At 57.7% G+C, this 25477-nt stretch carries 22 protein-coding genes and 2 pseudogenes; 10 read left to right on the top strand and 14 right to left on the bottom strand.

Features of this window, described 5'->3' with window-relative positions; translation table 11 throughout:
- Window position 1: 1 nt before the first annotated feature.
- Window positions 2-1526 (bottom strand): annotated as a pseudogene (locus CKW23_RS20115) (MDR family MFS transporter).
- 86 nt (window positions 1527-1612) lie between these two features.
- The gene (locus CKW23_RS26720; RefSeq protein ID WP_162883700.1) at window positions 1613-1783 is read right to left on the bottom strand and encodes a hypothetical protein; all 171 of its coding nucleotides are present in this window, start codon (window positions 1781-1783) and stop codon (window positions 1613-1615) included.
- A gap of 175 nt (window positions 1784-1958) precedes the next feature.
- On the opposite strand from CKW23_RS26720, the gene CKW23_RS20110 reads away from it, so the two are divergent.
- Window positions 1959-2198 (top strand): hypothetical protein, encoded by a 240-nt coding sequence (locus CKW23_RS20110; protein ID WP_025261621.1) that lies wholly within the window; start codon window positions 1959-1961, stop codon window positions 2196-2198.
- Here CKW23_RS20110 and CKW23_RS20105 read toward each other — a convergent pair whose 3' ends face one another.
- From CKW23_RS20105 to bglX, 8 genes are all read right to left on the bottom strand, one after another.
- Entirely contained in the window at window positions 2199-2822 is a 624-nt protein-coding gene (locus CKW23_RS20105; protein ID WP_025261620.1) for a flavin reductase family protein, read from the bottom strand.
- A gap of 106 nt (window positions 2823-2928) precedes the next feature.
- Window positions 2929-3321 carry a hypothetical protein gene (locus CKW23_RS20100; RefSeq protein ID WP_095068195.1) on the bottom strand — a complete coding sequence of 131 codons (393 nt, stop codon included), beginning with the start codon at window positions 3319-3321 and terminating at the stop codon, window positions 2929-2931.
- Between the two features lie 355 nt (window positions 3322-3676).
- Window positions 3677-5005: an MFS transporter gene (locus CKW23_RS20090; RefSeq protein WP_025261617.1), complete on the bottom strand. Its 1329-nt coding sequence runs from the start codon at window positions 5003-5005 to the stop codon at window positions 3677-3679.
- Window positions 5006-5188: 183 nt separating this feature from the next.
- On the bottom strand, window positions 5189-6787 hold the full coding sequence (locus CKW23_RS20085; protein ID WP_095068194.1) for a molecular chaperone DnaJ: 1599 nt from the start codon (window positions 6785-6787) through the stop codon (window positions 5189-5191).
- 5 nt (window positions 6788-6792) lie between these two features.
- Window positions 6793-8487: a molecular chaperone HscC gene (locus tag CKW23_RS20080; RefSeq protein ID WP_025261615.1), complete on the bottom strand. Its 1695-nt coding sequence runs from the start codon at window positions 8485-8487 to the stop codon at window positions 6793-6795.
- A gap of 78 nt (window positions 8488-8565) precedes the next feature.
- Window positions 8566-9888 carry a sigma-54 dependent transcriptional regulator gene (locus tag CKW23_RS20075; RefSeq protein ID WP_095068193.1) on the bottom strand — a complete coding sequence of 441 codons (1323 nt, stop codon included), beginning with the start codon at window positions 9886-9888 and terminating at the stop codon, window positions 8566-8568.
- On the bottom strand, window positions 9882-11651 hold the full coding sequence (locus CKW23_RS20070; RefSeq protein WP_095068192.1) for an ATP-binding protein: 1770 nt from the start codon (window positions 11649-11651) through the stop codon (window positions 9882-9884). Before CKW23_RS20070 ends, CKW23_RS20075 begins: the two co-directional genes overlap by 7 nt.
- A gap of 77 nt (window positions 11652-11728) precedes the next feature.
- Window positions 11729-14035, bottom strand: coding sequence for a beta-glucosidase BglX (bglX, locus tag CKW23_RS20065; RefSeq protein WP_095068191.1), 2307 nt, complete (start codon window positions 14033-14035; stop codon window positions 11729-11731).
- 260 nt (window positions 14036-14295) lie between these two features.
- On the opposite strand from bglX, the gene CKW23_RS20060 reads away from it, so the two are divergent.
- The 3 genes from CKW23_RS20060 to CKW23_RS20050 all read left to right on the top strand — a co-directional run bounded on the left by CKW23_RS20060 (window position 14296) and on the right by CKW23_RS20050 (window position 17099).
- The gene (locus tag CKW23_RS20060; protein WP_095068220.1) at window positions 14296-15006 is read left to right on the top strand and encodes a YgcG family protein; all 711 of its coding nucleotides are present in this window, start codon (window positions 14296-14298) and stop codon (window positions 15004-15006) included.
- 13 nt (window positions 15007-15019) lie between these two features.
- A complete protein-coding gene (locus CKW23_RS20055; RefSeq protein WP_095068190.1) occupies window positions 15020-15637 on the top strand; it encodes a TPM domain-containing protein in 618 nt (205 codons plus the stop codon).
- A gap of 244 nt (window positions 15638-15881) precedes the next feature.
- Entirely contained in the window at window positions 15882-17099 is a 1218-nt protein-coding gene (locus tag CKW23_RS20050; protein ID WP_025261609.1) for an SAM-dependent methyltransferase, read from the top strand.
- Here the strand turns inward: CKW23_RS20050 and CKW23_RS20045 are convergent.
- Window positions 17092-17991, bottom strand: coding sequence for a DMT family transporter (locus CKW23_RS20045; protein WP_025261608.1), 900 nt, complete (start codon window positions 17989-17991; stop codon window positions 17092-17094). The genes CKW23_RS20050 and CKW23_RS20045 overlap by 8 nt on opposite strands.
- 237 nt (window positions 17992-18228) lie before the next feature.
- On the opposite strand from CKW23_RS20045, the gene yiaY reads away from it, so the two are divergent.
- The 4 genes from yiaY (at window position 18229) to CKW23_RS20025 (ending at window position 22490) form a co-directional block, all read left to right on the top strand.
- A complete protein-coding gene (yiaY, locus tag CKW23_RS20040; RefSeq protein WP_095068189.1) occupies window positions 18229-19377 on the top strand; it encodes an L-threonine dehydrogenase in 1149 nt (382 codons plus the stop codon).
- Window positions 19378-19387: 10 nt separating this feature from the next.
- Window positions 19388-19711, top strand: coding sequence for a DUF2025 family protein (locus tag CKW23_RS20035; RefSeq protein ID WP_095068188.1), 324 nt, complete (start codon window positions 19388-19390; stop codon window positions 19709-19711).
- Between the two features lie 114 nt (window positions 19712-19825).
- Window positions 19826-21340 (top strand): sensor domain-containing diguanylate cyclase, encoded by a 1515-nt coding sequence (locus CKW23_RS20030; RefSeq protein WP_095068187.1) that lies wholly within the window; start codon window positions 19826-19828, stop codon window positions 21338-21340.
- Window positions 21341-21425: 85 nt separating this feature from the next.
- Window positions 21426-22490: a DUF4118 domain-containing protein gene (locus CKW23_RS20025; protein WP_025261605.1), complete on the top strand. Its 1065-nt coding sequence runs from the start codon at window positions 21426-21428 to the stop codon at window positions 22488-22490.
- A gap of 85 nt (window positions 22491-22575) precedes the next feature.
- Here the strand turns inward: CKW23_RS20025 and CKW23_RS20020 are convergent, their stop codons facing one another.
- Window positions 22576-23637, bottom strand: coding sequence for an SDR family oxidoreductase (locus CKW23_RS20020; RefSeq protein ID WP_095068186.1), 1062 nt, complete (start codon window positions 23635-23637; stop codon window positions 22576-22578).
- A 177-nt stretch (window positions 23638-23814) separates the two neighbouring features.
- Between CKW23_RS20020 and CKW23_RS27025 the strand changes: the two genes are divergently transcribed.
- Window positions 23815-23940 carry a hypothetical protein gene (locus tag CKW23_RS27025; RefSeq protein ID WP_095068185.1) on the top strand — a complete coding sequence of 42 codons (126 nt, stop codon included), beginning with the start codon at window positions 23815-23817 and terminating at the stop codon, window positions 23938-23940.
- A 115-nt stretch (window positions 23941-24055) separates the two neighbouring features.
- Window positions 24056-24346 (top strand): DUF6429 family protein, encoded by a 291-nt coding sequence (locus CKW23_RS20010; RefSeq protein ID WP_200986463.1) that lies wholly within the window; start codon window positions 24056-24058, stop codon window positions 24344-24346.
- Window positions 24347-24518: 172 nt separating this feature from the next.
- On the opposite strand, the pseudogene CKW23_RS20005 reads toward CKW23_RS20010, so the two are convergent.
- A pseudogene (locus CKW23_RS20005) lies at window positions 24519-25355 on the bottom strand (Fic family protein); the annotation flags it as partial.
- A gap of 13 nt (window positions 25356-25368) precedes the next feature.
- The coding region (locus CKW23_RS26340) for an IS3 family transposase (protein ID WP_130926105.1) at window positions 25369-25477 on the bottom strand (109 nt) is incomplete at its 5' end.

The following is a 25477-nucleotide window of genomic DNA, read 5'->3' as shown; positions in this document are numbered from 1 at the left end:
TTTATTTCCGTTCTGCGCCGCGCAGCATCTGGTTGGGCATGATCAGTGCTGTCGCCAGACCCAGCAGCGAAACCGCCGCGCTGATCATCAGCAAGTGACGGAAGGTCACCGCCAGTTCTGCACGCAAGGCTTCGAGGGCCGGACCGCTGGTGGTATTGAGGCTGTCGATCAAGGCATTGCCAGTACCGCCTTCGCCACCCAGCGAGCCGGGTTCGAGCTGGCCGATCCCTGTGTCTTGCAGCATGGCCAGCAGCAGTGCCGACATCATCGCCACACCCACTGCGCCGCCCAGTGAGCGGAACAGATTGGAGGTGCTGGTCGCCACGCCAATATCCTTGATTGCCACTGCGCTTTGGCTACCCACCAACGAGGTGGGGAACTGCATGCCACTGGCAATGCCGGTCAGGACCATGAACAGGCTTGTGAGCAGGATTGAGTGCGCGGGAGTGAACGCCATTCCCAGAATGGCGATGGGCATGAGCACTGCGCCGGCCAGGATCAGAGGCTTGTACTGACCGGTCACGGCGGTCCTTCGACCTGCGCAATAGGCGCCGATGGGAATCCCCATCGCCAAGGGCAGAAGATGCAGGGCTGCACTGTCGGCACCGCCGCCGGTGACGGTCTGGTAACGCATCGGCATCAGCACGATCAGTGAGATGGCCTGGAAGCTGGTAAAGAACACGGCGCTCCAGCACAACACGGCGCTGCGATTGGCAAACAGGTGCATGGGCAGCAGCGGTTCCTGAGCCTTGCGTTCGTACCAGACGAACAGTGACAGCGTGAACAGGGCGATACCGAGCATGATCAGAATCCGCGGATTGCCCAGGCCGTGACCCTGACCGATTTCGGTGATGCCCAGCAACAGGCTGGTCAGGCCGATGATCATCAGCACCGTCCCCAGATAATCGATGACCGGTTTGCGTTGCGGTACGGGCAGGCCATTCAGGGAGCGATAAGCCACGACCAGTGCCAGCAGGCCCAAAGGAAGATTGATCAGGAACACCCAGCGCCAGGACAGGTATTCGGTCATCAGCCCGCCCAGCACCGGCCCGGCCACGCTGGCGACAGCGTACATGCTGCTGAAATAACCTTGATAACGTCCTCGTTCGCGAGGCGGGACGATGTCGGCGACAATGGCCTGGCTGACCGACACCATGCCGCCAGCGCCTATTCCTTGAAGCACCCGTGCCTATTCCTTGAAGCACCCGTGCCAGTACCAGTTGTTCCATGCTTTGGGCAAACCCGCAAAACAACGATGCTAGGGTAAACAGCCCAAGGCCGAACAGCATCAGCCTGCGGCGTCCATACAAGTCTCCCAGCTTGCCGTAGATGGGCACGGCAACGGTCAGCGCTACCATATAGGCAGCGATCACCCAGGCCAGCAGGCCGATATCCTTGAATTGAGCGGAGATCGCCGGCATCGAGACGGCCACGATCGTCTGGTCCAGAGCACTGAGAAATACGGCCATCATCAGTGCGGATAAGATGCTGCGGATCTTTACAGTAGTGTGCGCAAGACTGGTCAAGGTAAACCTGAAAGCCGGGAGGGAAATTTGACCAGTCTAGTCCGATAGCCTGCTAATCGATAGCTGACTTTGTTTAAGCGCGGCTGTCATCGCAATGCGCTGAGCGTTGCAGAGGTCGGCACGCAATGACCAAAGCTGCAGGCCGCAACCTTGGGCGCCTGGCGAGCCATCTCAATACGATAAGCACCCACCGCGTACATTCCGACCACTGCGAGTACACCCAATACAGCCATGCATTTTTTTATTTTTACGTTCATGGTGCATTCCTCATTCCCACTACAGAAAGGGCACAAGGAAATTGTAGGACAAGAATTGCACATCAACTGGTAGGTGCGAATTTATTCGCGAACACGGTTTGAATGAATTCGCTCATGCGTGCCGCAGCATTAGAATACGCCCCTTCGATTTATCCATCAGACAGGTCAGCTATCCATGGCACGCAAGGCATTCAATGCATATGAGGCGGTTTCCGCTGTGATTCCGGGTGAGGGCGGTTACAGCGCGGCGATTGCGGTAAAGGCTCTGGAGGCGGGCGGTGCGCCCCGTTTTCATCCGGTATTGCCGGGAGAAAAATTCAAGACCGCCCATGACGCCGATCAGGCCGCCACTCAGGAACTGGAGCGGCTGACCGACGTAGATAGCGAAGGTGAACTGGTATGGGCGGGCGCGTAATCAGACCTTTGGACGGTGCATCTTGAAGAGCGCTTCCGGCCCCAGCTGGAAGTAGTCCGCCGGGCCGCCACCGCGCAGGATGGGTTCGGCGGCTGCGGTGTCGTAGACGCCATCCTTGAGCAGCCACTTGGCGATATGTACCGCCACCACTTCGCCCAGGATCAGCCAGCTGGGTACCAACTCCTTGTCGGCACGCTGCAGTTGCACGATCTGGGTGACCTTGCATTCAAATGATACCGGCGTCTCCAGCACGCGAGGCACGGCGACGATCTTCGAGGCCAGTGGCGTCAGGCCGGCCAGCTCGAATTCGTTCACATCCGGTGGCACGGCCGCGCAGCTTTGGTTCATGGCTTCGGCCAGGGCGCGGGTGGACAGGTTCCAGACGAACTCGCCGGTCTGCTCGATATTGTTGAGGCTGTCTTTGCGCCCGACACTGCAGAAACCAATGATCGGTGGAATGTAGTTGAACGCGTTGAAGAAGCTGTAAGGCGCGAGATTCAGCCTGCCCTCGCTGTCCTGAGAGGAGATCCAGCCAATCGGGCGCGGACCTACGATAGCGTTGAACGGATCGTGCGGCAGACCATGACCTTTGGCTGGCTCGTAGGAGTGAATATCGTCTGACATGGTTTGATTCCTGGTAACCACGGTTTCGGAGAGTCGATCATAGTAGACCTGAGCCCAGGAACAACAAAGCCCGGCACTGGCCGGGCTTGGGTGTCACAGGTGGCTATCACACCCGACGGTTTGCACCGACGCGGTCTGCACCATCAGCGGCCAGACGATTTGCACCAACGCGATCTGCGCCATCGGAAGTCAGGCGGTTTGCACCGACGCGGTCAGCGCCATCAGCAGCCAGACGGTTTGCACCAACACGGTCGGCACCATCGGAAGTCAGGCGGTTTGCACCGACGCGATCAGCGCCATCAGCGGCCAGACGATTTGCACCAACGCGGTCGGCACCATCGGAGGTCTGACGATTCGGGCCGATATTGGTGTTGTTTGAACCACCTTCAGCAACGACAGGTGCGTTCAACGAATCGTTGGCATTGATGGCTGGCAGTGCGAAAGCAGACGAAGCCAGAACAGAGAAAGCGAGGCCGAAAATCAGTTTGGTGGTTTTCATGGTGTGTCTCCAGTTTGGGTCGGGTGAGTTGTCATCCCGGTATGGAGGCAATGTTACGGGGCTGGTGATTATTAAGAAGTTAATCGGATTGCTACCCACCATCGCTGAAAATGATAGTAAGTCGCATCGCCCGGTTTTCGGGCCTTTCAGCGGGAAAGGGGTGTTTTTGGTGCGTTTCCTGAAAAACTTTGTAATAAAGGCTCTTGACAAATTAAAACATAAATATATTTAAGGGCTTGCATGCAAAATCAGGCTAAAAAACGCACCAGCCTGAAACAACTTGTCATGTTCGCTTGCCCATGAAAAAGGGCAGCCCATGACGCTGGCTGCCCTTGATCATCAATGAAACGCGAGATCAGTCGGTTTCGATACGCGAATGCTTGCGGGTGTCCTTCATGAACACATACACCAGCAGCGAGCATGCGATACAGGCCGTGACATACCAGTAGTAGCCGGTTTCCATGCCGATGCTCTTGAACCACAGGGCGATGTATTCAGCCGTGCCACCGAAGATCGATACGGTCAGTGCGTAAGGCAGGCCTACACCCAGGGCGCGGATTTCGGTCGGGAACAGTTCGGCTTTGACCACGGCGTTGATCGAGGTATAGCCGCTGACGATGATCAGTGCGGCCATGATCAGGAAGAACGCGCCCCACCAGGTCTGGATGGTGTGCAGGGTGGTCAGGATCGGCACGGTGCACAGGGTACCCAGTACGCCGAAGGCGATCAGGATCGGACGACGACCGATCTTGTCGGACAGACCGCCAACGACCGGTTGCAGCAGCATGAACAGGAACAGCGTCGCGGCCGAAATGGTGGTCGAGTCACTGATGCTCATGCCCACCGTGTTCACCAGATACTTCTGCATGTAAGTGGTGTAGGTATAGAAAGCCAGGGTGCCGCCCATGGTCAGACCGACGACGGTCATCAGTTCCTTGGGATGACGCATCAGGGTGCGCATCAGGCTTTCTTTGGGCTTGTCGTCTTTCTGTTTGCGGGTAAAGGACTCGGTTTCTTCCATGCCGCGACGCAGGAACAGCGCAACGACGGCACATAGCGCGCCGATGGCGAACGGAATACGCCAGCCCCAGCTGTGCAGCTCTTCGGTGGTCAGTACCTGTTGCAGCACGATCAGTACTGCCAGGGCGATGAGCTGGCCGGAAATCAGGGTGACGTACTGGAAGCTGGAGAAGAAGCCGCGACGTTCCTTGGTGGCCATTTCACTGAGATATGTTGCCGAGGTGCCGTATTCGCCACCCACCGACAGGCCCTGCAGCAGGCGTGCAAAGACCAGCAGGATCGGAGCGCCGACGCCGATGGTTTCATAGCCCGGTGTCAGGGCAATGATCAGCGAGCCGAAGCACATCAGCAGTACCGAGGCCATCAAGGCGGCCTTGCGTCCTTTGTAGTCGGCGTACAGACCCATCAGCCAGCCACCGATCGGACGCATCAGAAAGCCTACGGCAAAGATCGCGGCGGTGTTGAGCAGTTGGGCAGTGCTGTCGCCCTTGGGGAAGAAGACTTTGGCGAAGTACAGCGAGAAAGCGGCATAGACGTACCAGTCATACCACTCGACCATGTTGCCGACCGAGCCGCTGAAGATCGACTTGAGACGGCTGGAGGTGGACTTTTCAGCGGCGGGTGCGCCAGCCGACTCTTTCGAGAGAGTGTTGGAGGTATCCATGGTGTTCCTTAAGTCATTATTTTTAGAAGGCAGCTGCACGCAGCCTGACCTGAGCTATAGCAGGAGTTGTGCCAGGCCCGAGAGGCCCGTTCCAGAGGGGATGAGGGAATGAAGTGAGCGGAAATCCGCCTATCCAGCATTTCTGGATAAGCGGAAAATTGCCGATATCAGCGAGGCGCCGGTTTATCGAGGGTGGCCGGGACCGAAAATCAGCACGGCCAGCACAAAGGCGAACATCAGACCGAGGATGATCATGACGCCCTTGCCGATATTCTCCGAGCAGTAGCGCTTCACGTGTTGCCATCCTCCGGTCTTTTCAGCGCAATGGCTTTGAAACCTGGAGATCCGGTAAGGAGAAAGCGCTATCCAGGCCACCAGCATGATGAGGTAGGTGGCCACTGCGATCGATCCGCTATTGGAGAAGGCGGCGCTTGCGACGCCTATCGGGATGCCATGACGCAGCAGTAATGCCTGATGCCCCGGCCAGCTCAGCCAGCGAGGCAGCAGCCGTTCACTCAGGTATTCATCCACAGACGCAAAGGAGGCGGAGACCGGCTTCCAGAACGACATGAACACGTAGAACACCAGAAGAATTACCACCGGCAAGCTGAATGCCGTGAAAATCGTATAGAACAGGTCGAATTTCCCGGCCCGGGACGTAGGGACGATGCCGGCTATCAGGATGAATACAAACCCGAACAGATAAGCTCTCAGGTAAGCGTTGAAGTGGACCTGGTCATAAAGCTTTCGCCAGCTCTTGAGGTCGGCGTCCGGGTACTGCTCCAGTGCTTCGGGGTAGCGATAGGTCAGGTCTTCGGACAGTTGCTCGCAACCTTCCCAGACAGCCGGGTCGCTGTTTCTGGCCATGCGCAGTTGCGTGTCCAGTGGCGGCGGTTCGAGCAGCAGCTTCGCCGCATCGCCGTGATGGCTGTTCTCAGCCAGCAGCTCTTCCAGGCGTTTGGCAAACCCGTATCGCTCACAGCGCTCGACAAGCCGCTGCCAGAGCGACGGCGGGTCGGTCGGGGTGTAATGCTTCTGATCCCAGTCGAAGAGCTGGCAGATGCGCTCGAACAAGGCCGGTGTCCAGTCCCGGGTATTGATCAGCAGGGTCATGGTCCAGCGTTGCAAGTGCTCGCGATGTTCCAGCTTTTCCAGCCAGGGCTGCTGTTCAAGGGCTTTGAGCTCGTCCAGGAACTGGCGCTCCTGCTGGCTTTCCAGCAGGGCTTGCAGGCGGGGCAGGGTTTCATCGAGCAGCGCCTGGGTCAGGCGTTTTTCCTGATGGGCACTGAGCGTCACCTTTTGCCAGGGCGTCAGCCATTGCAACTGGGCTACAGCCGCCTTGAGCAGTTGCAGATTGTCGTCGGTGTCGATCAGGCAGCGCTGTACGAGATGTTGCTGAAACTGAGCATCCGCCCCCAGATCCCTGGCCAACTGATGTTGTGAGTGCAGGTTTTGCGCTGTGGTCCTGTGTGCCACTTCGTACCAGCTCTGCTCCACAGGCGGAGGCGTGCTGACAACCGTTGGCTCTGAAACCTGTACGGTCTCGACGAGTTGCAGATGCATGAGCGGTTCAGGGCTCGCATCGACTTCTTCGTACTCGTCTTCATCCGCCTCATAGCGATTGCGTGCCTGATCCAGCGCCTGCTCATAAGCGTCGCGCAATCGCTGAAAGGCGTCCGGGTCCTCATCGGGCCGGTTCACTTTCAGCAGCTTTGCGTACTGGCGTTTGATGCTGCGCTCGTCGGCATTTCTGTCCAGCTCAAGGACGCTCCAGCAATTCATCCCTGTTACCTCTCGCCCCGCTCGAAACGATCGATCTCTTGTTCGAGGCTTTTGCGCATCTCGCTGATCTGGCGCTCATCCTGGGTTTCCAGCACACGCTGAAACTGGCTGGCCCAGTAGCCGATCATTTCCCGGGCTTCGCCCAGGTATTCCTGATACAGCCTTTCCAGACGGGCGCTCATGTGTGTATTGACCTGCTGCTCGCGAGGATGAACCTTGAGCGCTGAAAGCACCTGAAGACGTTCCTGGATTTCCTCCGGGGTCATGACGCCAGGGTTGTTCTCGATCACCAGCTTGTGGCTCTGGCCGGTCATCGGGATCTGAACGTCGGCTTCCAGCAGACCGTTGTTGTCGTAGGTGAAACGCACATTCAGCTCGACTTCCCCGGCCTTGGCAGGTGGGATCGGAATATCCAGTTCACCCAGTGCAATGTTGTCTTTTACCAAGCGGCTTTCGCCTTGATAGATCTTCACCAGCACATGCTTCTGGTTGTCGCTCAGGGTCTGCACGGTTTTGACGCGACTGACCGGGACCACGCTGTTGCGCTCGATGATCGGCAGGTAATGACCGCCTTCGATGGAGTTGCCAAAGCGATTGGAGGTTTCGATGCCCAGGGTGTAAGGGCACACGTCGGTCAGGACAATCTCTTCCAGCGCCGCGTCTCTTTGCTTGAGCGCCGCCTGGATGGCAGCGCCTTGGGCGACCACTTCATCGGGGTTGAGCGTAATGGACGGAAAGCGCCCGAACAGACCCGCCGCGAGCTTGCGGATCAGCGGCATGCGCGTGGTGCCGCCCACCAGCAGGATTTCGTCGAGGTCGGCCACCCGGATTTTCGCGTCCCGCAGGGCTCGCTCGATGGGGGCGCGCAATCGGGAGAGCAGCGGCGCGTACAACTCGCTCAGTTGCTCCTGAGTGATGGTCTTGCGCCATTCACGGTCGGCATGGCGCAGTACGAATTCGGCACTGCTCTCTTGTCCCAGCGCCTTGCGCACGCGCTCGGCTTCGCGGCGCAAAGACGGGCCGATGCTGGCCTTGGGCGGAAAGTCGGTTTCGTTGCGATGCAGGTCAATGAAGTGATCGACCAGCGAAAGGTCGAAGTCTTCGCCTCCCAGAAAGTTGTCACCGGCGCTGGCGCGTACTTCCATCACGCCGTCGAACAGTTCAAGAATCGAGATATCGAAGGTGCCGCCACCCAGGTCGAACACCAGGAACGAGGTTTCGCCTTCCTTCTGATGCAAGCCGTATGCGAGCGCTGCTGCGGTGGGTTCGTTGATCAGCTTGTCGACTTTCAGGCCTGCCAGTTCGCCTGCCACTCGAGTTGCCTTGCGTTGGGCATCGCTGAAGTAGGCGGGCACGCTGATCACGGCCTCGGTCACGGTTTCTCCGAAAGCCCGTTCCACATCGGCCTTGAGGCTTTTGAGGACCAGTGCCGAAAGCTCTTCGGGCCGGTAAGCGTTTGCTCCCAGGCTGACCTTTTGCGCACTGCCCATGTGGCGCTTGAACAGTGCCGCGGTTCTGGAAGGATGAGTCTGCAGGCGCTCGCGTGCGGCTTTTCCCACCAGGATCTGATCATCGTCGTCCAGCCCTACCACGCTGGGCGTCAGCATTTCGCCCAGTGCGTTGGCAACCAGTTGGGTTTTACCATCGCGCCAGACGGCGACCAGACTGTTGGTCGTGCCCAAATCTATACCGACGATCATGTGATGCTTTCTCCTTGCGTATTCACTGTCCGGATTCTAAAGGGGGATAAGGTTGATCGGTCGATTCCATGAATAGTTTCATGCCAGAAACATTTCTCGCACCAGCCCGTGACGCTGCATTTTTTCGTTGAAGGTGCGACGCGGCAGTTGCAGCTCATTGAGCACGGATTTGATATCGCCTTTATGACGGGTCAGGGAAGCGCGCAGACATTGAGCCTCGAACGCCTCCTGTTGCGCCGCCAGCGATTGCCCCTGTTGTGGGGCTTCGGCGATATCCAGCCCCAGTGCCTGGCGCTCGGCAGCGTTGGCCAGTTCGCGAACATTGCCCGGCCAGTCATGGCTGAGCAACTGCCCCAGTTGCAAGGCGCTGAGGGCAGGCGCTTCGCGACCCATACGGGCCGCAGCCGTGCGGGCAAAGTGATTGAAGAGCTGCACGATATCTTCGCGCCGTTCACGCAGTGGCGGCAGATGCAGTTGCGCGACATTCAGGCGATAGGCCAGGTCTTCGCGAAAACGTCCGGCCCGTGCCTCTTCCAGCAAGTCCGGCTTGGTTGCGGCGACGATCCGCAGGTCCACGTCAATGCTGCGATTGGAGCCCAGCCGTTCCAGGCGTTTGTCCTGCAACACCCGCAGCAGTTTGACCTGCTGGGCCATGGGCATGCTTTCGATTTCGTCGAGAAACAGCGTGCCGCCGTCGGCGTATTCCAGCCTGCCGATGCGCTTGCCCTGGGCGCCGGTAAAGGCTCCGCTTTCGTGGCCGAACAGTTCGGCTTCAAACAAGTGCTCGGGAATGGCGGCGCAGTTGAGAGCAACAAAGGGCTTGCTGGCTCGCGGCCCGAAATCATGCAGGCAGCGGGCGACCAGTTCTTTGCCACTGCCGGTTTCGCCACGAATGATCACGTTGACCGGCAGTTGCGACAGCTCCAGCACATTGCGTCGCAAGACTTGCAGGCTGGGCGATACACCCAGCAGCGTGGCGTCCAGTTGGGTGCGGGCATCGGCCTGTTCGGTCAGGCGGCGGTTCTCCAGGACCAGCTGGCGTTTTTCCATGGCCCGGCTCAGGTTGGTGAGCAGGGTCTGCGGGCTGAAGGGTTTTTCCAGAAAGTCGTAGGCACCTTCACGCATGGCCTCGACCGCCATGGGCACATCGCCGTGGCCGGTGAGCAGGATAACCGGCAGGTCTTTGTCGAGCGCTTGCAGGCGGGCCAACAACTCAAGGCCGCCCATGCCCGGCATGCGCACGTCGGTGAGGATCACGCCGGGAAAGTGTTCGGGCAAATGCTCCAGGCATTCTTCGGCGCGGCTGTAGACCTGCACCTGAAAGCCCGACAGCGTCAGCCAGGGTTCGATGGCCTGGCGGATGGGGGCTTCGTCGTCGACAACGATGACCGAGTTCAGCATGGGGTTTGAGTCTCTATGAGGTCATTGGGCAGGCTGAACCAGAACACCGCACCGTTATCCCGGTTTTCTGCTGTCAGGCGACCCTTGAGTTCGTGAATGATCGCATAAGACACCGCCAGCCCGAGGCCAAGCCCGTCGCCCACCGGTTTGGTGGTGAAGAATGGATCGAAGATATTGCCCAGATGCTCCTGCGCAATACCACCGCCACTGTCGATGACACTCAGTTGCCAGTGCTGCGCCTGGGCATCGATGCGTACTTCCAGACGCTTGAGGGGTTTGTCGCGCATGGCGTCCAGGGCGTTGCGCAGCAGGTTGATCAGCACCTGTTCCAGGCGAATGGAATCACCACGTACCCAGGCCGGACGGGACATATGCAACACGCAACTGACTCGCTCTTCGCGAATGCGCGGGTCCAGCAGCAGCAAGGCCTGATCGACCACGGTCGCCAGATCCAGTCGCTCACGCAGGCCGCTGGGGCTCTTGCGGGCGAAGGTTTTCAGATGGCCCGTGAGTGCGCTCATGCGGGTCAGTTGCTGATCCAGCGGATCCAGGGACTTGCAGGCATCCTCGATGCGGCCCTGATCGAGCAGCAGGCGCAAGGTTGCCAGTTGCATGCGCTGGGCCGTCAGCGGCTGGTTGATCTCGTGGGCGAGTGCCGCAGACATTTGTCCCAACGCCGCCAGCTTGGTCGATTGCACCAGGCCCTCCTGGGCGGTGCGCAAGTCACGGGTGCGCTCCTGAACCTGACGTTCCAGTTCGTCGCGGCTGCGTTCGCGCAGTTTCGACAAGCGCCAGCGCTGATAAAGGAACAGTCCCAGAAACACCAGCGTCAGCCAGATACCGGCGCCCGCCAGTGCGGCATTACGGATATCGTCATTGACCAACTGTGGTTTGCGCAGCAGGTGCAATGTCCAGTTTTCGTCGGGAAGCGGCATGGACTGCCAAAGGTAATCAGTCGTGCCATCGGGGCCGTCGACCCGGCTCAAATGGCTTTGCGGCCCGACCTGATCGAGAAGGCGACTGCGCAGCGGTGACAGCGGCTTCTTGTCGTACTGTCGGGTGCGCAGCAGCTCTGCACGGTTTTCGAGGGAAATGGGTTCCAGCTCGCGATAGCGCCATTCGCTGCGGCTGGCGATAAACACAATGCCTTTGTTGTCGCTGACCAGCAGCAGATCGTCGCCCTGGCTCCATTCCTGCTCGATATCGGGAAATTCCAGCTTCACCACCATGGCGCCGCCGAAATTACCCTCGTCATCGCGCACGGCATTGGACAGGAAATAGCCCGGAATACCGGTGGTGACACCGACGGCATAGAAGCGCCCGATGCCTTGGGTCTTCGTCTGTTGAAAGTAGGGACGAAACCCGTAGTTGTGGCCGACATAGCTGTTGGGGTGTCGCCAGTTACTGGCTCCGACGGCCAGCCCGTTTCGATCCAGCAGTTCCAGAGAGGAAGAGTGGGCGGCCTCGTTGATTTTTTCCAGCTTGAGGTTGAGCGAAAGCCGGGCGCCTTCGGTGAGCGGGCCGCTCACGGCTGCGCGAATTTCAGCATCGAGCGCCAGCACCGAGGGCAGGGCGCGATAGCGTTCGATCAGGGTATGCAGGGTGTTGGCGTACAGCACCATTTGCCCGCTGGCACGGGTGGCTTCCTGTGACAGGGCATGTCGCTGAGCCTGCAGCATGGCCACGCCGGCAGACAAGGCGGCGCCAGCCAGAATCAGGAGGGTATAGAGGGAAATACGCAAGTTGCGATGTTTGAAAATCATATCGCGTGGGCTGCCTGGGGTTTCAAAACCAGCGTATTCGCAAGCGCTTGCACTCGCGAATACGCCGTTATCGGCATTTACAGCAGGTTGAAGCTCGCCTGTTTCACTGCCTCGGAGTCGAGACCGATCATGACTTTGAATTCACCCGGCTCGGCAGCGTATTTCAGCTTCGAGTCGTAGAACTTCAGGTCGTCCTCGCTGAGGGTAAAGTTAACGACTTTTTCCTCGCCTGGCTCAAGCGTGACCTTTTCGAAGTTTTTCAGCTCTTTTACCGGACGGCTGATCGACGCCGCGACATCACGCAAGTACAACTGCACGATGGTGGTGCCAGCGACCTTGCCGGTGTTCTTGACGGTGACACTGGCGGTCAGCTTGCCTTTGCGGGCCATTTTGTTGTCCGACAGCTTGACGTCGGACACGTCGAAGCTTGTGTAGCTAAGGCCATAACCGAACGGGAAGAGCGGGCCATTGGGTTCCTCGAAGTAGTGCGAGGTGTAGTTGCCCGGCTTGCCCGGCGTGTAGGGACGACCGGTGTTCAGGTGTGCGTAGTAGACCGGCAACTGGCCAACCGAACGCGGGAAGGACATGGCCAGTTTGCCCGACGGGTTATAGTCGCCAAACAGCACGTCAGCCACGGCGTTACCGCCTTCGGTGCCCGGGAACCAGGTTTCGAGCATGGCATCGGCCTGTTCCAGTTCGTCGACCAGTACCAGCGGACGGCCATTCATCAACACCAGCACCAGCGGCTTGCCGGTGGCTTTCAGGGCCTTGATCAGATCGCGTTGCTTGCCCGGAATGTTCAGGCTGCTGCGGCTTGCGGACTCGTGGGACATGCCACGGGATTCACCCACAACGGCCACGATCACGTCGGACTGCTCGGCCACTTTCACGGCCTCGTCGATCATTTCCTGGGCAGGACGTGGATCGACTTCCACTTCGTGTTCGATGAAGTTCAGGTAGTTGAGGATGTGTTCGTTGTCGCTGACGTTCGCGCCACGGGCATAAACCAGCTTGGCCTTGTCGCCGACGGCATTGGCCAGACCGTCGAAGACGGTAACCGACTGGTTCGGCCGGCCGGCTGCTGACCAACTGCCCAGCATGTCGAGCTGACTTTTCGCCAGGCCGCCAATCACAGCGATGGTCCCTTCCTTCTTCAGCGGCAGGGTTTCGTTCTGGTTTTTCAGCAGGACCAGGGTCTTGCGAGCCACATCACGGGCTTCTGCGCGGTGCAGACGATCATCGGAATAGGTGTCGGCCGGATCATCGGCAGCAACGCCGATACGACCGTAAGGTGCCGCGAACAGGCCCATGTCGTACTTGGCGCCCAGCACTTCGCGTACGGCGTTGTCGATTTCCTTCATGGAAACCTCGCCATCCTTCACCAGCCCCGGCAATTGCTCGCCGTAGGCCACGTCATTCATGCTCAGGTCGACGCCTGCCTTGATCGCCAGCTTGGCCGCTTCGCGATAGTCCTTGGCCACGCCGTGCTCGATCAATTCCTTGATGGCGCCGTGGTCACTGATGGTCACGCCCTTGAAGCCCCAGTCCTTGCGCAGCAGGTCTTGCATCAGCCACATGTTGGAGGTGGAGGGAACGCCGTTGATCGAGTTGAGGGCGACCATGACGCCACCCGCACCGGCATCGGTGGCTGCGCGGTAAGGCGGCAGGTAATCCTGGTACATGCGCGTCATGCTCATGTCCACGGTGTTGTAGTCACGTCCGCCTTCGACTGCGCCATACAGGGCGAAGTGTTTGACGGCGGCCATGATGCTGTCGTTCGCGGCGACGTTCTTGCCCTGGAAGGACTTGACCATCACTTCGGAGATGCGCGACACCAGATAAGTGTCTTCGCCGAAACCTTCGGAACTGCGACCCCAGCGTGGGTCACGGGAGATATCGACCATCGGCGCAAAGGTCATGTCCAGGCCATCGGCACTGGCTTCCCTGGCGGAAACACGGCCAGTCAGTGCGATGGCGTCCATGTCCCAGCTGGCAGCCATGCCCAGGCTGATCGGGAAAATCGTGCGATGGCCATGAATCACGTCATAGGCGAAGAACATCGGAATCTTCAGACGGCTATGAGCGACAGCCGCTTCTTGCAATGGACGGTTTTCTGCGCGTGTAATGGAGTTGAACGTTCCGCCGATTCTACCTGCGGCAATTTCCTTGAGAATCTTTGGCTGAGGCATATCGCCGCTGATGCTGATCAGGCGCAACTGGCCTATCTTCTCATCGAGGGTCATCTGTTTCATCAGCTTGGAGATGAAGGCATTCTTGGCTTGCAGTGTGGCTTGGGCGGATGGAGCTGCAATGGAAGTGGTGTCGGCCATTACCGATTGACTGGCCAGACCGACCAGCAGACCTAATAAACACAGCTTATTCATGAATGATTTCTCAAGGCTTTTGCCAGTAACTCGCGTTTAATACCGGGTAGCCATATTTTGGGTTTTAGACCTTTGGCATTTATTGTGCGAACAGCGCGAAGGATAGACGCAGGTAGACGCTGTTCGTTTCGTGGCCTGCAGCATATCGAATCCTGTCAGATTCGACTTGCCTGGGCGTTGGCGAGGGATTATGCCGGGGAACTTCTATTTTGGCTAAGGAGTGGCCATCCAATAGAACAAAAATCACCGGAGGTCAGGTGTTGAAGTTTGTGTTACAGCATGTGTTTTATGCGGTGGTGTTGTGGGGAGTCGTATTAAAGGCCCAGGCGGAACAGGTCGCTCTTGTGTTCCCGCCCATGACCGGCAATGTGGTTGATTCGGCGCAGATGCTCGACAGTCAGGCTACGGTGCGTCTGGCGAAAATGCTCCAGGCCCATGAGCAGGCGACCGGGGAACGGGTCGTGCTGGTGACCGTGGTCGACCTGCAAGGCACGACCCTCGCGGACTACGGTTCACGACTGGGCAGCGCCTGGGGCTTGGGCAGCAATGGCCGGGACGACAGCGCCCTGCTGATCGTCGTGCGCGACAAGCGCAGTGTCCTGATCGAGGCGGGCTCCGCTCTGGACGATCGTCTTACCGACGCCCAGGCTTCGCTCATCATCAACATGCTGATCCTGCCGGAGTTCAACCGCAGCCGTTTTGCCACGGGTATCGAGCGCGGCGCCCGGGCCATGGTCATGGCGCTGGGCGGGCATGTGCCCGAAGAGCCCGAGCCATCCACCGAGTTCAGTGTTTATGATGTGCAGGCCAGCAGCGATGTGGCCTGGCAGATTGCCGGTGGATTGATTGTCGTGGTGTTGCTCATCGTGTTCGTCTGTCTGAGACGGGCCGTGCTTGTCTGCGCAAGCTCGCGTGAAGGTTCGGCAAACGGCACTCGCAGATTTGGCGGCGGCGCCTCGGGCAACTGGTAACAGGACTCTGGAAATGGCTTTACTCAATACAGACGAACAACAGCAGGTTGCAGAAGCAATCGACCGCCTTGAACTGCGCACCGATGCCGAGCTGGTCACGGTCCTGGCGGCCAGGGCCGACGACTACGCCTACATGCCGCTGGTATGGGCCGGGCTGATCGGTTTGCTGCTGCCGGGCATCATCAATTTCTTCATGGACGTGCTGAGCGCCAATGAATTACTGCTGGCGCAGATGAGTACCTTTATCATCGTGGCCCTGCTGTGTCGTATTCCGGCGGTCACCAGTCATCTGGTCCCGACCGCGGTTCGGCGCTGGCGGGCCGGGAACCTGGCCCGTCGGCTGTTTCTCGAACAGAACCTGCACAAGACGACGGGAGGCACCGGGATTCTGGTGTTCGTCTGCGAGGCCGAGCGTTACGTCGAAATTCTGGTGGATCACGGCATTGCCACTCGCCTGCACAGCGACACCTGGAAAGCGATGGTCGATGTCTTTACCCAGCAGATCAGGGACGGGCAGGCATTGCAGGGCTTCCTGGGCTGTATTCATGCCTGCGGCGAATTGCTGGCCGATCATGTGCCGGTGACCCGTGAACGCAGCGAGTTGACCAACCGGCTGGTGGTCCTGGGATAAGGCACACACAAACTTGCAGGAGGCCGCTTGCTGGCGAAAAAGACCTGAAAACCGGCAGATATTCTGCGTCTGTATGTTGAAGTCGCCAGCAAGCTGCCACCCACAAGATTATTTATGGCCTTCACTGATCGGCATTACGGGTACGTGAGTGCCGGTGGTCATGCATATTTATTAACCCTGAACCTTCAACCCGCCTAAAATAGCCCGCTTCCTGTTCAGCTCCAGCCGCCCGAGGCGTTTTTCGATGTCAGCCACTGTCACTTCCTCCAAACCCGCGCCGGATCATCGCGCGCAGTTTCTGGGTTTGCTGGATACCAGCCTTTCCCAGAACTCCCTCATCAAGCTGGTTCTGGCCAGATACGTGGGCTCCGAAGCCGAGTTGCAGCGGGTCATCATCAAGCCGCTGACGGTCAAGGATCAGCCCTGCCTGTCGTTCGTGTATCGCTATAAAACCCGCGACATCACCAAGAACTTCCCGTTGAGCGAGGCCGTGGATGTCATTGCTGGCCTGCTGCCCGAGTCGTTCAAGAATGCTCATTTGCTGTCGCTGACCGATGAGGTACAGCTGGAGTTCGGCAAGAAGGGCAAGAGCACGCTGTTCAAGAGCAAGGCACAGCAAGAACGCGAGGCGCCATCGGCCGGGCATGATCGTGAGAAGAAACGCTATCTGGAACTCAGCCGTCCATTTCTCACGGATCTGGGCGTGACCAACAAGCAGCATGAGCTGATCCCGGCCATGTCGCGCAAATGGAAGCAGATCAACAAGTTCATCGAAGTGTTTTCCCACGCCCTGACTTCATCGCCGCTCAAGCTCGATCAGCCGGTAAAGGTGGCGGACTTCGGTTCCGGCAAGGGTTACCTGACGTTCGCGATACACGACTACCTGTGTAACACCTTGCAGGCCCAAGGGCAGGTGACCGGCGTTGAACTGCGCGAAGACATGGTGAACCTGTGCAACGCCGCAGCCGAACGGCTTGAGCATTCTGGCCTGGTGTTCAAGCATGGTGACGTACGCAGCGTGGCGCCCAGCGCCCTGGATGTGATGATTGCCCTGCACGCCTGCGATATCGCCACCGACTACGCGATCCATATGGGCATTCGCTCCGGTGCGTCGATCATCATGTGCTCGCCGTGCTGCCACAAACAGATCCGCCTGCAGATCCAGAGCCCGACCTTGCTGCGCCCGATGCTGCAATACGGTCTGCACATGGGGCAGCAGGCGGAAATGGTCACCGACAGCCTGCGTGCCTTGCTGCTTGAGGCCTGTGGCTACGAAACCAAGGTGTTCGAGTTCATTTCCCTGGAGCACACCAACAAGAACAAGATGATCCTGGCGGTCAAACGCGCCGAGCCGGTCGACCCGGCGCAGTTGCTGGCGCGCATCCAGGAACTCAAGGCGTTCTACGGCATTACCGAGCACTGCCTGGAAACCTTGCTCCAGGCAGACGGATTTCTCAGCTGAGTGACGTGGCCGGTTTTGGCGGCGCAATGACCGAGGTCTTGCGCCCCAGCATCACCGTGGCAATGACGGCAGCGGCGAAGACCCAGGTAATGGGTTCGACATGCTCGCCAAAGAACATCGCCGACAAGGCGATGGTGAAGAAAATCTGCAGCAGTTGAACCTGGCTGACCCGCGAAATCCCGCCCATCGCCAGCCCTGAATACCAGGCGAAGAAGCCCAGGAACTGCGAGAAAAACGCCACATACGCAAAGGCCCACCAGGTTCCGCTAGACACGGGCCCTTGGTGTTGTGCGGCGAAATAGATAAAGGGGCCGATCAGCAAGGGGCTCGACAGCACCAAGGCCCAGCAGATCACCTGCCAGCCGCCCATTTCCTTGGCCAGTCGGCCACCTTCCGCGTAACCCAGCCCGCCCACAGCAACGGCAGCCAGCATCCAGAGGTCCCCGACCTGAATGCCGCCAGCGCCACTCATCAGTGAATAAGCGAGCACCAAGGCGCTGCCCAGTGCCGCGCAGCCCCAGAATGCCTTGGATGGACGCTCATGGGAAAGCCACGCCGCATAGATCGCGACAAACAGCGGTTGTATACCGTTGACCAGCGCACCGTGGGAGGCGGGCAAGGTCTGCATGGCCCAGGCCGACAGCACCGGAAAGCCGATGATGACGCCCAGAATGACCAGGGTCAGGCCTTTGAGCTGTTGCCGGGTCGGCCATTTTTCACGACGCCAGTACAGCAGGGCCGCCGCCGGAATCGCCGCCAGCAGCGCACGACCGATGCCGTTGAGCAGTGGGTGAAGTTCCTGCACCACGATGCGAGTCATCGGCAGCGTCAGGCTGAAAATGATGACGCCCAGCAGGCCCAGAGCCATACCGGTGTTTTCACGAGAAGACATGATCCCAATCCATTTTTAATGTTTTTTGTATACAGAATGGGCATATAGCCACAGGTCAGCCAGATCGGACGCCTACAGCTATGCACTGATTCAACCGTACAGTTGCGACCACCGGTAGCCTGCAGTTGCGCTTCATTGAGCTGGATCAAGGCTGCCGTCTGCCGGAAGGCCGAAGCTACTGGCAAACCCAAGGCTCAGGAGCCCGTCATCTGAGCCAGCCAGAGACGAGGATCAGCCATGAGCAGCACCTTTTTCATTCCCGCCGTGAACATCATTGGCTCCGGTTGTATTGAGGAAGCCATGCAAGCCATCCGCAAATACGGATTCCTCAAGGCCCTGATCGTCACCGACGCCGGGCTGGCCAAGGCCGGTATCGCAGCTCAGGTCGCGGGTCTGCTGCTGGAGCAGGGCATCGATGCGGTGGTGTACGACGGTGCCAAGCCCAACCCGACCATCAGCAACGTGGAAAAAGGCCTCGCGCTGCTGCAAGAACGCCAATGCGATTTCGTGATCTCCCTCGGCGGTGGCTCACCCCATGACTGCGCCAAGGGCATTGCCCTGTGCGCCAGCAACGGCGGGCATATCAGCGACTACGAAGGCGTGGACCGCTCGGAAAAACCCCAACTGCCGCTGATTGCGATCAACACCACTGCCGGTACCGCCAGCGAGATGACCCGCTTCTGCATCATCACCGATGAAGTGCGTCACGTGAAAATGGCGATCATCGACCGTAACGTCACACCGATCCTGTCGGTGAACGACCCGAAAATGATGGTCGGCATGCCCAGATCCCTGACCGCGGCCACTGGCATGGACGCACTGACCCACGCCATCGAAGCCTACGTATCGACTGCCGCAACCCCGATCACCGACGCTTGTGCGATCAAGGCCGTGAACCTGATCGCGGGCAACTTGTACAAGGCGGTCGTTGACGGTACGGATATCGTCGCCCGGGAAAACATGGCCTATGCGCAGTTCCTGGCGGGTATGGCGTTCAACAACGCTTCGCTGGGTTACGTGCATGCCATGGCGCACCAGTTGGGCGGTTTCTATGACTTGCCCCATGGTGTCTGCAACGCGGTATTGCTGCCTCATGTACAAAGCTTCAACGCAACGGTCAGTGCCGCTCGCCTGACTGACGTGGCCCACGCCATGGGCGCCGACATTCGCGGTCTGTCCCCACAGGATGGCGCGCGTGCGGCAGTTGCGGCGATCCGCAAGCTGTCCACTTCGGTGGAAATCCCTTCGGGCCTCGTGGCCTTGGGTGTGAAAGAGGAGGACATACCGACGCTCGCCGCCAATGCCCTGAAAGACGCCTGCGGCCTGACCAACCCGCGCCCGGCTACTCAGCAACAGATTGAAGGCATCTTCCGTCAGGCTCTTTGAGGACACCACGATGAGCACCACTTCCAGCGACATTTGCGCGGCGGCCGAGCAACTTGAAGGCTTTGTGGGCTACCACCATAAGCACAAGCATTTTATCGTGCGCTTCAGCGAAGACGCCTTCGGCATGGACGTCACGCAAGACAGCATTACCCCAACCAGTGAGTTCGTCTGGAGCGTGGGCAGCGGCGCACAAATGAGCCTGAGCCGCGAACGCCTGCAACTGCTGCTCGACCAGAACATCGACAGCCGCCTGAGCATCACTGAACCGCTGCGTCTTTACATGCGCCGCCAGGATTTACCGGAGATCAAGGTGGAGCGCTGGGTGAAGGTGTAGTGTCTGAGGTTGGCGGCTTGCCAGCGACAGGGTCGTGTCCTACGATTTTCGTCATCACCTTCGGTACGAAATGTGCAGGAAAGCACGGATGTGCCAAAAACATGACGAGAAACCATGAAGCCCATACCTTTCGTATCGGCACGACTTACACCTAGAGGCCTGTCGGCAGCGCTCATAGGTTTCATCGTTTTGGTCTGCTCTTCCCTGATATTGGCCACTGCCTGGCAGATGAAACAATCGGCCGATGAACGTCTGGCCGATGCAGAAATGGATGTTGCCAATATCGTGAATGCTGCCGAGCAACAGGCTCAGGACACCATTCGTCAGGCTGACTACAAGCTGCGCGATATCGTTGAACGGGTAGAAAGCGAGGACATGAACCGGGCTCAGCAACTGCGCCTGCACAAGCTCATGTCCGAGGACACTGCCGTCATGAAGAGCATCCAGGGGCTCTTCATCTACGACGAGTACGGAAACTGGGTTGCCAACTCCTTTTCGCCAAATGTCAGCAAGAAAAATAACAGCGACCGCGACTACTTCATCTATCACCGTGAAAACAACGACGACTCGATTCATATCGGTTCGATCATCACAAGTCGCACGACCGGAGAAATGGTGATTCCGGTCAGTCGCCGTATCCAGTACCCGGATGGTCGTTTTGCCGGCGTTGCACTGGCCACGATTTCAGCCGCTTATTTCCAGCGTTTTTTCGAGCGTATGGAAGTTGATGACACAGGCGTCATCTTTCTCGCCCTTGAAAATGGCGACTTGCTGGCCCGTCGCCCGGCCGTTGGCACCCTGGTGGTGACCAATATTTCCAAGGGTGAAATATTCAGCAAGTACTTGAGCACAAGCGACAGTGGCACCGCCATCATGACTTCCGTAGTGGATGATATAGAGCGCATATATGCTTATCGGCGTCTTCAAGGCCTGCCCATGGTGGCGGCTGCGGGCTTTTCGTACGATTACGTATTCGCCAACTGGTGGATATACGCCTATCGCTCGTTCGCGATTGTCGGCTTGATTACTTCAGCACTGACTTTGCTGGGGGTTGTACTTTACAGCCAGGTTCAGAAACTGCTGAACGCTGAAAAAGAACTGAATATCGCCCGCCGCGAACTTGAAATCCTGGCGCAAACAGACAGCCTCACCAATGTGGCCAACAGACGATGCTTTGATACAGCGTTGCAGAAAGAAGAAGCCCAGGCCCGACGCAGCGGACAAAGTATCGGGCTGATCCTTCTCGATATCGACTGGTTCAAGCAATACAACGACACCTACGGCCATGTCGCAGGCGACCAATGCCTGAAACAGGTTGCGCGCCTTATACAAGCCAACATCCGCCGCCCTGCCGATCTTCTCGCACGCTATGGCGGTGAAGAGTTTGTCGTCCTGCTGCCGGATACAGACCTGGCGGGTGCATTGAATGTGGCCGAAAACATACGATCAGCCATATTTGCCGAGGGTATTGAACATTCGGCCAGCCCTTTGAATGTCGTCAGCATCAGTGGCGGTGTGGTTGCTGCACGGTTGGCTGAGGGTGAAAGCTATGCTGCAAATCTGGGCGTGGCGGATCGGTTGTTGTATCGGGCGAAGAGTCAGGGACGTAATCGGGTTGAAACAGGGTGATCCTTGCATCATGGCGCTGTGCTCAGTCTTTGTTTGAGCGGTCACGAAAGGGAGTTTTGTCAGTCAGGTTATTCAGGAACACGTAATGTCTGTTACCCGGTTTGATGTACACGCATTGATTCGTCTGGATGTGCCCCAGCCCCTTAAATGGGCAGTAACGTTGCTGATTGTATGGGTCGCGTATTTGTTGAGAGCAAAAGTATTCACCGCTGTTCCACCGTTGCCCATATTGTTTTTTTTGCCGGCCATTCTGTTCTCGGCGATTTTTTTCGGACGGCGTTTCGGTTTTTTTGCCACAGCCCTGAGTTCAGTTATCGCTGCTTATTTCTTCCTTCCTCCGATTGGCAATCTGGGTATTGCTGCGCCCAATGCCGCCTTCAGCCTCGCGTTGTTCATCCTGACCAGCGCGCTTATTACGGTAATGGGCTCGGCATTGCGTAATGCCTACCTCCGAAGCGAGCAATTACAACGTCAGACGGCTATCGCCCATGAGGATGCAGAGAAGGCGCGTGCCCTGGCCGAAAAAGGCGAGCGCGAACGGCAGTTGCTGCTCGTCGAGTTCGGGCACCGGGTTAAAAACGACATGCAGCGCACCATCGCCACCCTGCATCTGCAAGCCGTCCACTCGGCTCCCGACGTCGCCTCTGCCCTCAGGCAGGCGGCCAGCCAGATAAACGTTGTCGCTTCCATGCATGATCGGCTGGCTCATCACGATGGTGAAATGTCCGTAGACATGAATGAATACCTCCAGGACCTGGTCACCGGGTTGAATTACAGCATGGCCGAAACCCGGCCCGTTGAAATACTCGTTGAGGCGCAGGCTCTTAAACTCCCTCTGGATCGTGCCGGTTCTGTGGGGCTGATCACCAATGAACTCATTACCAATGCCTTGAAGCATGCATTCCCCGATGGGCGCACAGGTAAAATTACCGTGGATTTTTGTCGCACTGACCAACAGTTTGTACTGACGGTTTCAGATGACGGGATCGGTTTGCCTGACGAAACCCATGACTCCACGCTGCAACGCAAAGGGCTGGGTCGTAAACTCACCCGGGCATTGGCTGCGCAATTGGGTGGCGAGCTTGTCGCGACCACGGGAGATCCGACCGGGGCTACGACCGTCTTGAGTTTTCCGGTGGTGCAGAATTGATGCAGACAGGGATGGCACTTACACCCTGTGAGAGGGGCTTTGGACGCGACTTCATGCTGTCGCGGCCAAGGCCTCTCCTTATAAGTCAGGGTATCAAACGCTCCGAACGTAACCTGTCGAAGACATCGAAAAAGGCCTGGTCACTGGCCTGATAGGCGCTGAACCCCAATGTCCGGCTTTTCGACATGTCGGTGACCACTTCAATCGGGCGTCCCAGGTCTGCATCGGTATGCCAGGGAGATATCAGGCGGCTGATGTCGGCTTCGCGCAGATCATGCTCGGCAACGATCTGACTCCAGGCGCTCTGGTCGTTGGCCATCTGCGTTTCGAGTGGAGAGGGCGCCGATGGAAAGTCGGCCGGCTGCAGGCCGAAGTAATTGGCGATCTGGCCCCACATCCATTTCCAGCGAAATACATCGCCGTTGGTGATATTGAATGCCTGATTGGCCGCCGTTGGTGTAGTCGCGGCCCAGAGCTGCTGTCTGGCAAGTTGCCGGGCGTCGGTCATGTCAGTGAGGCTGTCCCATTGCACCCGTGAGCCGGGAAACACGAACGGGCGTCCGGTGTGTTTGCTGATGGTGGCGTAGACGGCGAGGGTTGTCGCCATGTTCATCGCGTTGCCCACGGCGACACCTGTGACTGTATGCGGGCGATGTACGCTCCAGGTGAAACCGTCCTTTTCGGCGGCGGCGAACACTTCATCCTCCTGCGCGTAGTAGAAATTCTCTATGTCCAGACGGCCCTGATCCTCACGGAACGGCGTCTGTGGAAGGCTGCCTTTGCCATAGGCCTCGAAAGGGCCGAGGTAATGCTTCAAGCCCGTGACCAGTGCTACGTGCTTCACGCTTGCGGCTGGGCGAACGGCATCCAGCACATTGCGCACCATGGCGGCGTTGACCCGGATGTTCTCGGCTTCGGTCGCTTGCCGTGACCAGGTCGTGATGAATACATGAGTAGGTTTCAGGTCTGCCAGCGCCGAGCGCAGCGATGTGGGGTCCTGAAGATCAGCCGCGACCGGGATCACGCCTTTCGCGGGGGATGGATTGCGCGAAAGCGCCGCAACCTGCCAGCCGTTTTCAATCAGGAGTCGAGTAGTTTCGCTACCGACGATGCCGCTGGCACCGACGACCAATGCTGTCTGGGTCATAAGGTTTTCTCCATGAATTCAGGTGTCTGAAACCCATCGTTCCGGAAAAGTTCAAAGCCGTTACTCCGGCGTTTTTCTGCAATGGGGCAATCCGCAGGAACTGTTATCCACTTGTCAGGCTCTTTTGAATACCAGGCGTAAAACCTGTCTGGACTGATGGCTAAAGGAGATCAAATCATGAGCGACGAGAAGCAGAAACAACAGGAAAAACCCGAGAACGACACCCCCGCGCATTCGACCGAGAAGGAACGGGAGCGGCTGAAGGACTTCAACAAAGACGGTATTCCGCCTGGGGCATGCTGAGGTCGGGTGTTCACGTCAAAGCTTGTCATCCGCGAATAGCCGAGGCAGGCTTTGAGTGTTATGTCGTTATCCCAAAAAAACGACGTCACTACTGAATACGAGCGGAGCAACGATCATGAAATACGACGACAAACTGATTGAAGACGCCGTGCTTGCCCTCTTGGCAACGTTCAGTTTTGACCGAGGTAATGCCTGGAAAGGGTTCGATTTCGAGGTCATGAATCGATTGCATGAGCACGGTTTCATCAGTGATCCGGTGAACAGGAATAAATCGATCTGGTTGACGGAGGAAGGTCTGGAGCGAGGTCGGCAGATAGCTGACCGGTTATTTGGGGGGATTGTCGAAGCAGGGCAGATATCAAACTCTGAAACTGAAGTCGCCAGCAAGCCGCCTCCCACAAAGTGATTTATGACCTCAATTTATCGGTATTAGCAGGTAGGAGCGGATTTATCCGCGAGACGTCATTGGAGGCGATACATTTTGTTCGGGTGTACGCGCCTCTCGCGAAGAAGCGGAGCGCCGCCCGATTGCTCCTGCCTGTTGGCGAAGCCGCGGGTGATTTCCTGCAGCCACGCGCCTAAGCCTTCCAGCTTTTCAAGATTTGCCTGGCGTCGATCATCGAATACGTCCACTCGTTACCTTGCTTGCGCTTTGTGAACAGCTTGAGCTCTACCAGCCCATTCAAGACCGTGGCGGCAGTGTTATAGGCGCATCCCAGGTTTTCCTTGACGTTTGTCACGGTGAACTCCTGGTTGCTACCTGATTTCGCCACGTTGAACACAACTCTTTGCTTATCAGAAAGCTTGCTGTACAGGCCTGATTCGTAGAGGAATGTATTGAATTGGTTGATGGATTCCACCGTCGAGTCGTATGAGCTTTTAAATTCGCTGATGGCTCGCGCAATAACCCGGCATTGATAGTCAATGAAATAGGTTAAATCCATGTTGTCGGTTTCTGTGTACAGGTAGCTTTGCCCGTACTGGACAGGAGCCGTCTTCAGAAGCGTGCTTATCGCAATATAGCGAAATCCGCCAAAACCGCTTTTGAACAAATACCAGTAAAATAGCGATCTTGCGACCCTGCCGTTGCCATCGTGGAAGGGGTGTTCAAAGCCTATGATGAAGTGAATGACGATGGCTTTGATCAAAGGGTGAATATAGTTTTTGCTATTGATGTCAGTGTGATTCGTGTTGACCCAGTCGATAACCAGATTCAAACGTTTCTCGAGTGTTTCTGCGGGAGGCGGTTGGTGGACGACATCGCCATTTCCGTCTTCAACTACAACGTCGTTATCGTGGCACAATTCTCCTGGGTGATACCGGTCATCGTCTATTCCTTCGACGCCCGCTTGATGCAAGCCCGTGATCAAGTCTAACGAAAGCGCTCTATCTCTATATTCCCAGGCATGATGAATCGCCCCGGATTCTCTAGACACCTTGCAAGCTCATTGCGTAACGCTTTTCAAACTCTACCGGTGACAGCTGATTGTTGAAACCATGCCGGCGTTTTGCGTTGTAGAACATCTCGATGTAGTCG

It is taken from the genome of Pseudomonas sp. Irchel 3A18, from assembly GCF_900187465.1.
Taxonomy (GTDB): domain Bacteria; phylum Pseudomonadota; class Gammaproteobacteria; order Pseudomonadales; family Pseudomonadaceae; genus Aquipseudomonas; species Aquipseudomonas cichorii.
The sequence above is the reverse complement of the archived record's forward strand: the minus strand, read 5'-3'. Positions and strand labels throughout refer to the sequence as shown.

Bases quoted from the DNA above. Each gene is read 5' to 3' on its own strand.
- CKW23_RS26720 (WP_162883700.1), bottom strand. From the start codon at position 1,783: ATGAACGTAAAAATAAAAAAATGCATGGCTGTATTGGGTGTACTCGCA.
- CKW23_RS20110 (WP_025261621.1), top strand. From the start codon at position 1,959: ATGGCACGCAAGGCATTCAATGCATATGAGGCGGTTTCCGCTGTGATT.
- CKW23_RS20105 (WP_025261620.1), bottom strand. From the start codon at position 2,822: ATGTCAGACGATATTCACTCCTACGAGCCAGCCAAAGGTCATGGTCTG.
- CKW23_RS20100 (WP_095068195.1), bottom strand. From the start codon at position 3,321: ATGAAAACCACCAAACTGATTTTCGGCCTCGCTTTCTCTGTTCTGGCT.
- CKW23_RS20090 (WP_025261617.1), bottom strand. From the start codon at position 5,005: ATGGATACCTCCAACACTCTCTCGAAAGAGTCGGCTGGCGCACCCGCC.
- CKW23_RS20085 (WP_095068194.1), bottom strand. From the start codon at position 6,787: ATGAATTGCTGGAGCGTCCTTGAGCTGGACAGAAATGCCGACGAGCGC.
- CKW23_RS20080 (WP_025261615.1), bottom strand. From the start codon at position 8,487: ATGATCGTCGGTATAGATTTGGGCACGACCAACAGTCTGGTCGCCGTC.
- CKW23_RS20075 (WP_095068193.1), bottom strand. From the start codon at position 9,888: ATGCTGAACTCGGTCATCGTTGTCGACGACGAAGCCCCCATCCGCCAG.
- CKW23_RS20070 (WP_095068192.1), bottom strand. From the start codon at position 11,651: ATGATTTTCAAACATCGCAACTTGCGTATTTCCCTCTATACCCTCCTG.
- bglX (WP_095068191.1), bottom strand. From the start codon at position 14,035: ATGAATAAGCTGTGTTTATTAGGTCTGCTGGTCGGTCTGGCCAGTCAA.
- CKW23_RS20055 (WP_095068190.1), top strand. From the start codon at position 15,020: ATGGCTTTACTCAATACAGACGAACAACAGCAGGTTGCAGAAGCAATC.
- CKW23_RS20050 (WP_025261609.1), top strand. From the start codon at position 15,882: ATGTCAGCCACTGTCACTTCCTCCAAACCCGCGCCGGATCATCGCGCG.
- CKW23_RS20045 (WP_025261608.1), bottom strand. From the start codon at position 17,991: ATGTCTTCTCGTGAAAACACCGGTATGGCTCTGGGCCTGCTGGGCGTC.
- yiaY (WP_095068189.1), top strand. From the start codon at position 18,229: ATGAGCAGCACCTTTTTCATTCCCGCCGTGAACATCATTGGCTCCGGT.
- CKW23_RS20035 (WP_095068188.1), top strand. From the start codon at position 19,388: ATGAGCACCACTTCCAGCGACATTTGCGCGGCGGCCGAGCAACTTGAA.
- CKW23_RS20030 (WP_095068187.1), top strand. From the start codon at position 19,826: ATGAAGCCCATACCTTTCGTATCGGCACGACTTACACCTAGAGGCCTG.
- CKW23_RS20025 (WP_025261605.1), top strand. From the start codon at position 21,426: ATGTCTGTTACCCGGTTTGATGTACACGCATTGATTCGTCTGGATGTG.
- CKW23_RS20020 (WP_095068186.1), bottom strand. From the start codon at position 23,637: ATGACCCAGACAGCATTGGTCGTCGGTGCCAGCGGCATCGTCGGTAGC.
- CKW23_RS27025 (WP_095068185.1), top strand. From the start codon at position 23,815: ATGAGCGACGAGAAGCAGAAACAACAGGAAAAACCCGAGAACGACACC.
- CKW23_RS20010 (WP_200986463.1), top strand. From the start codon at position 24,056: ATGAAATACGACGACAAACTGATTGAAGACGCCGTGCTTGCCCTCTTG.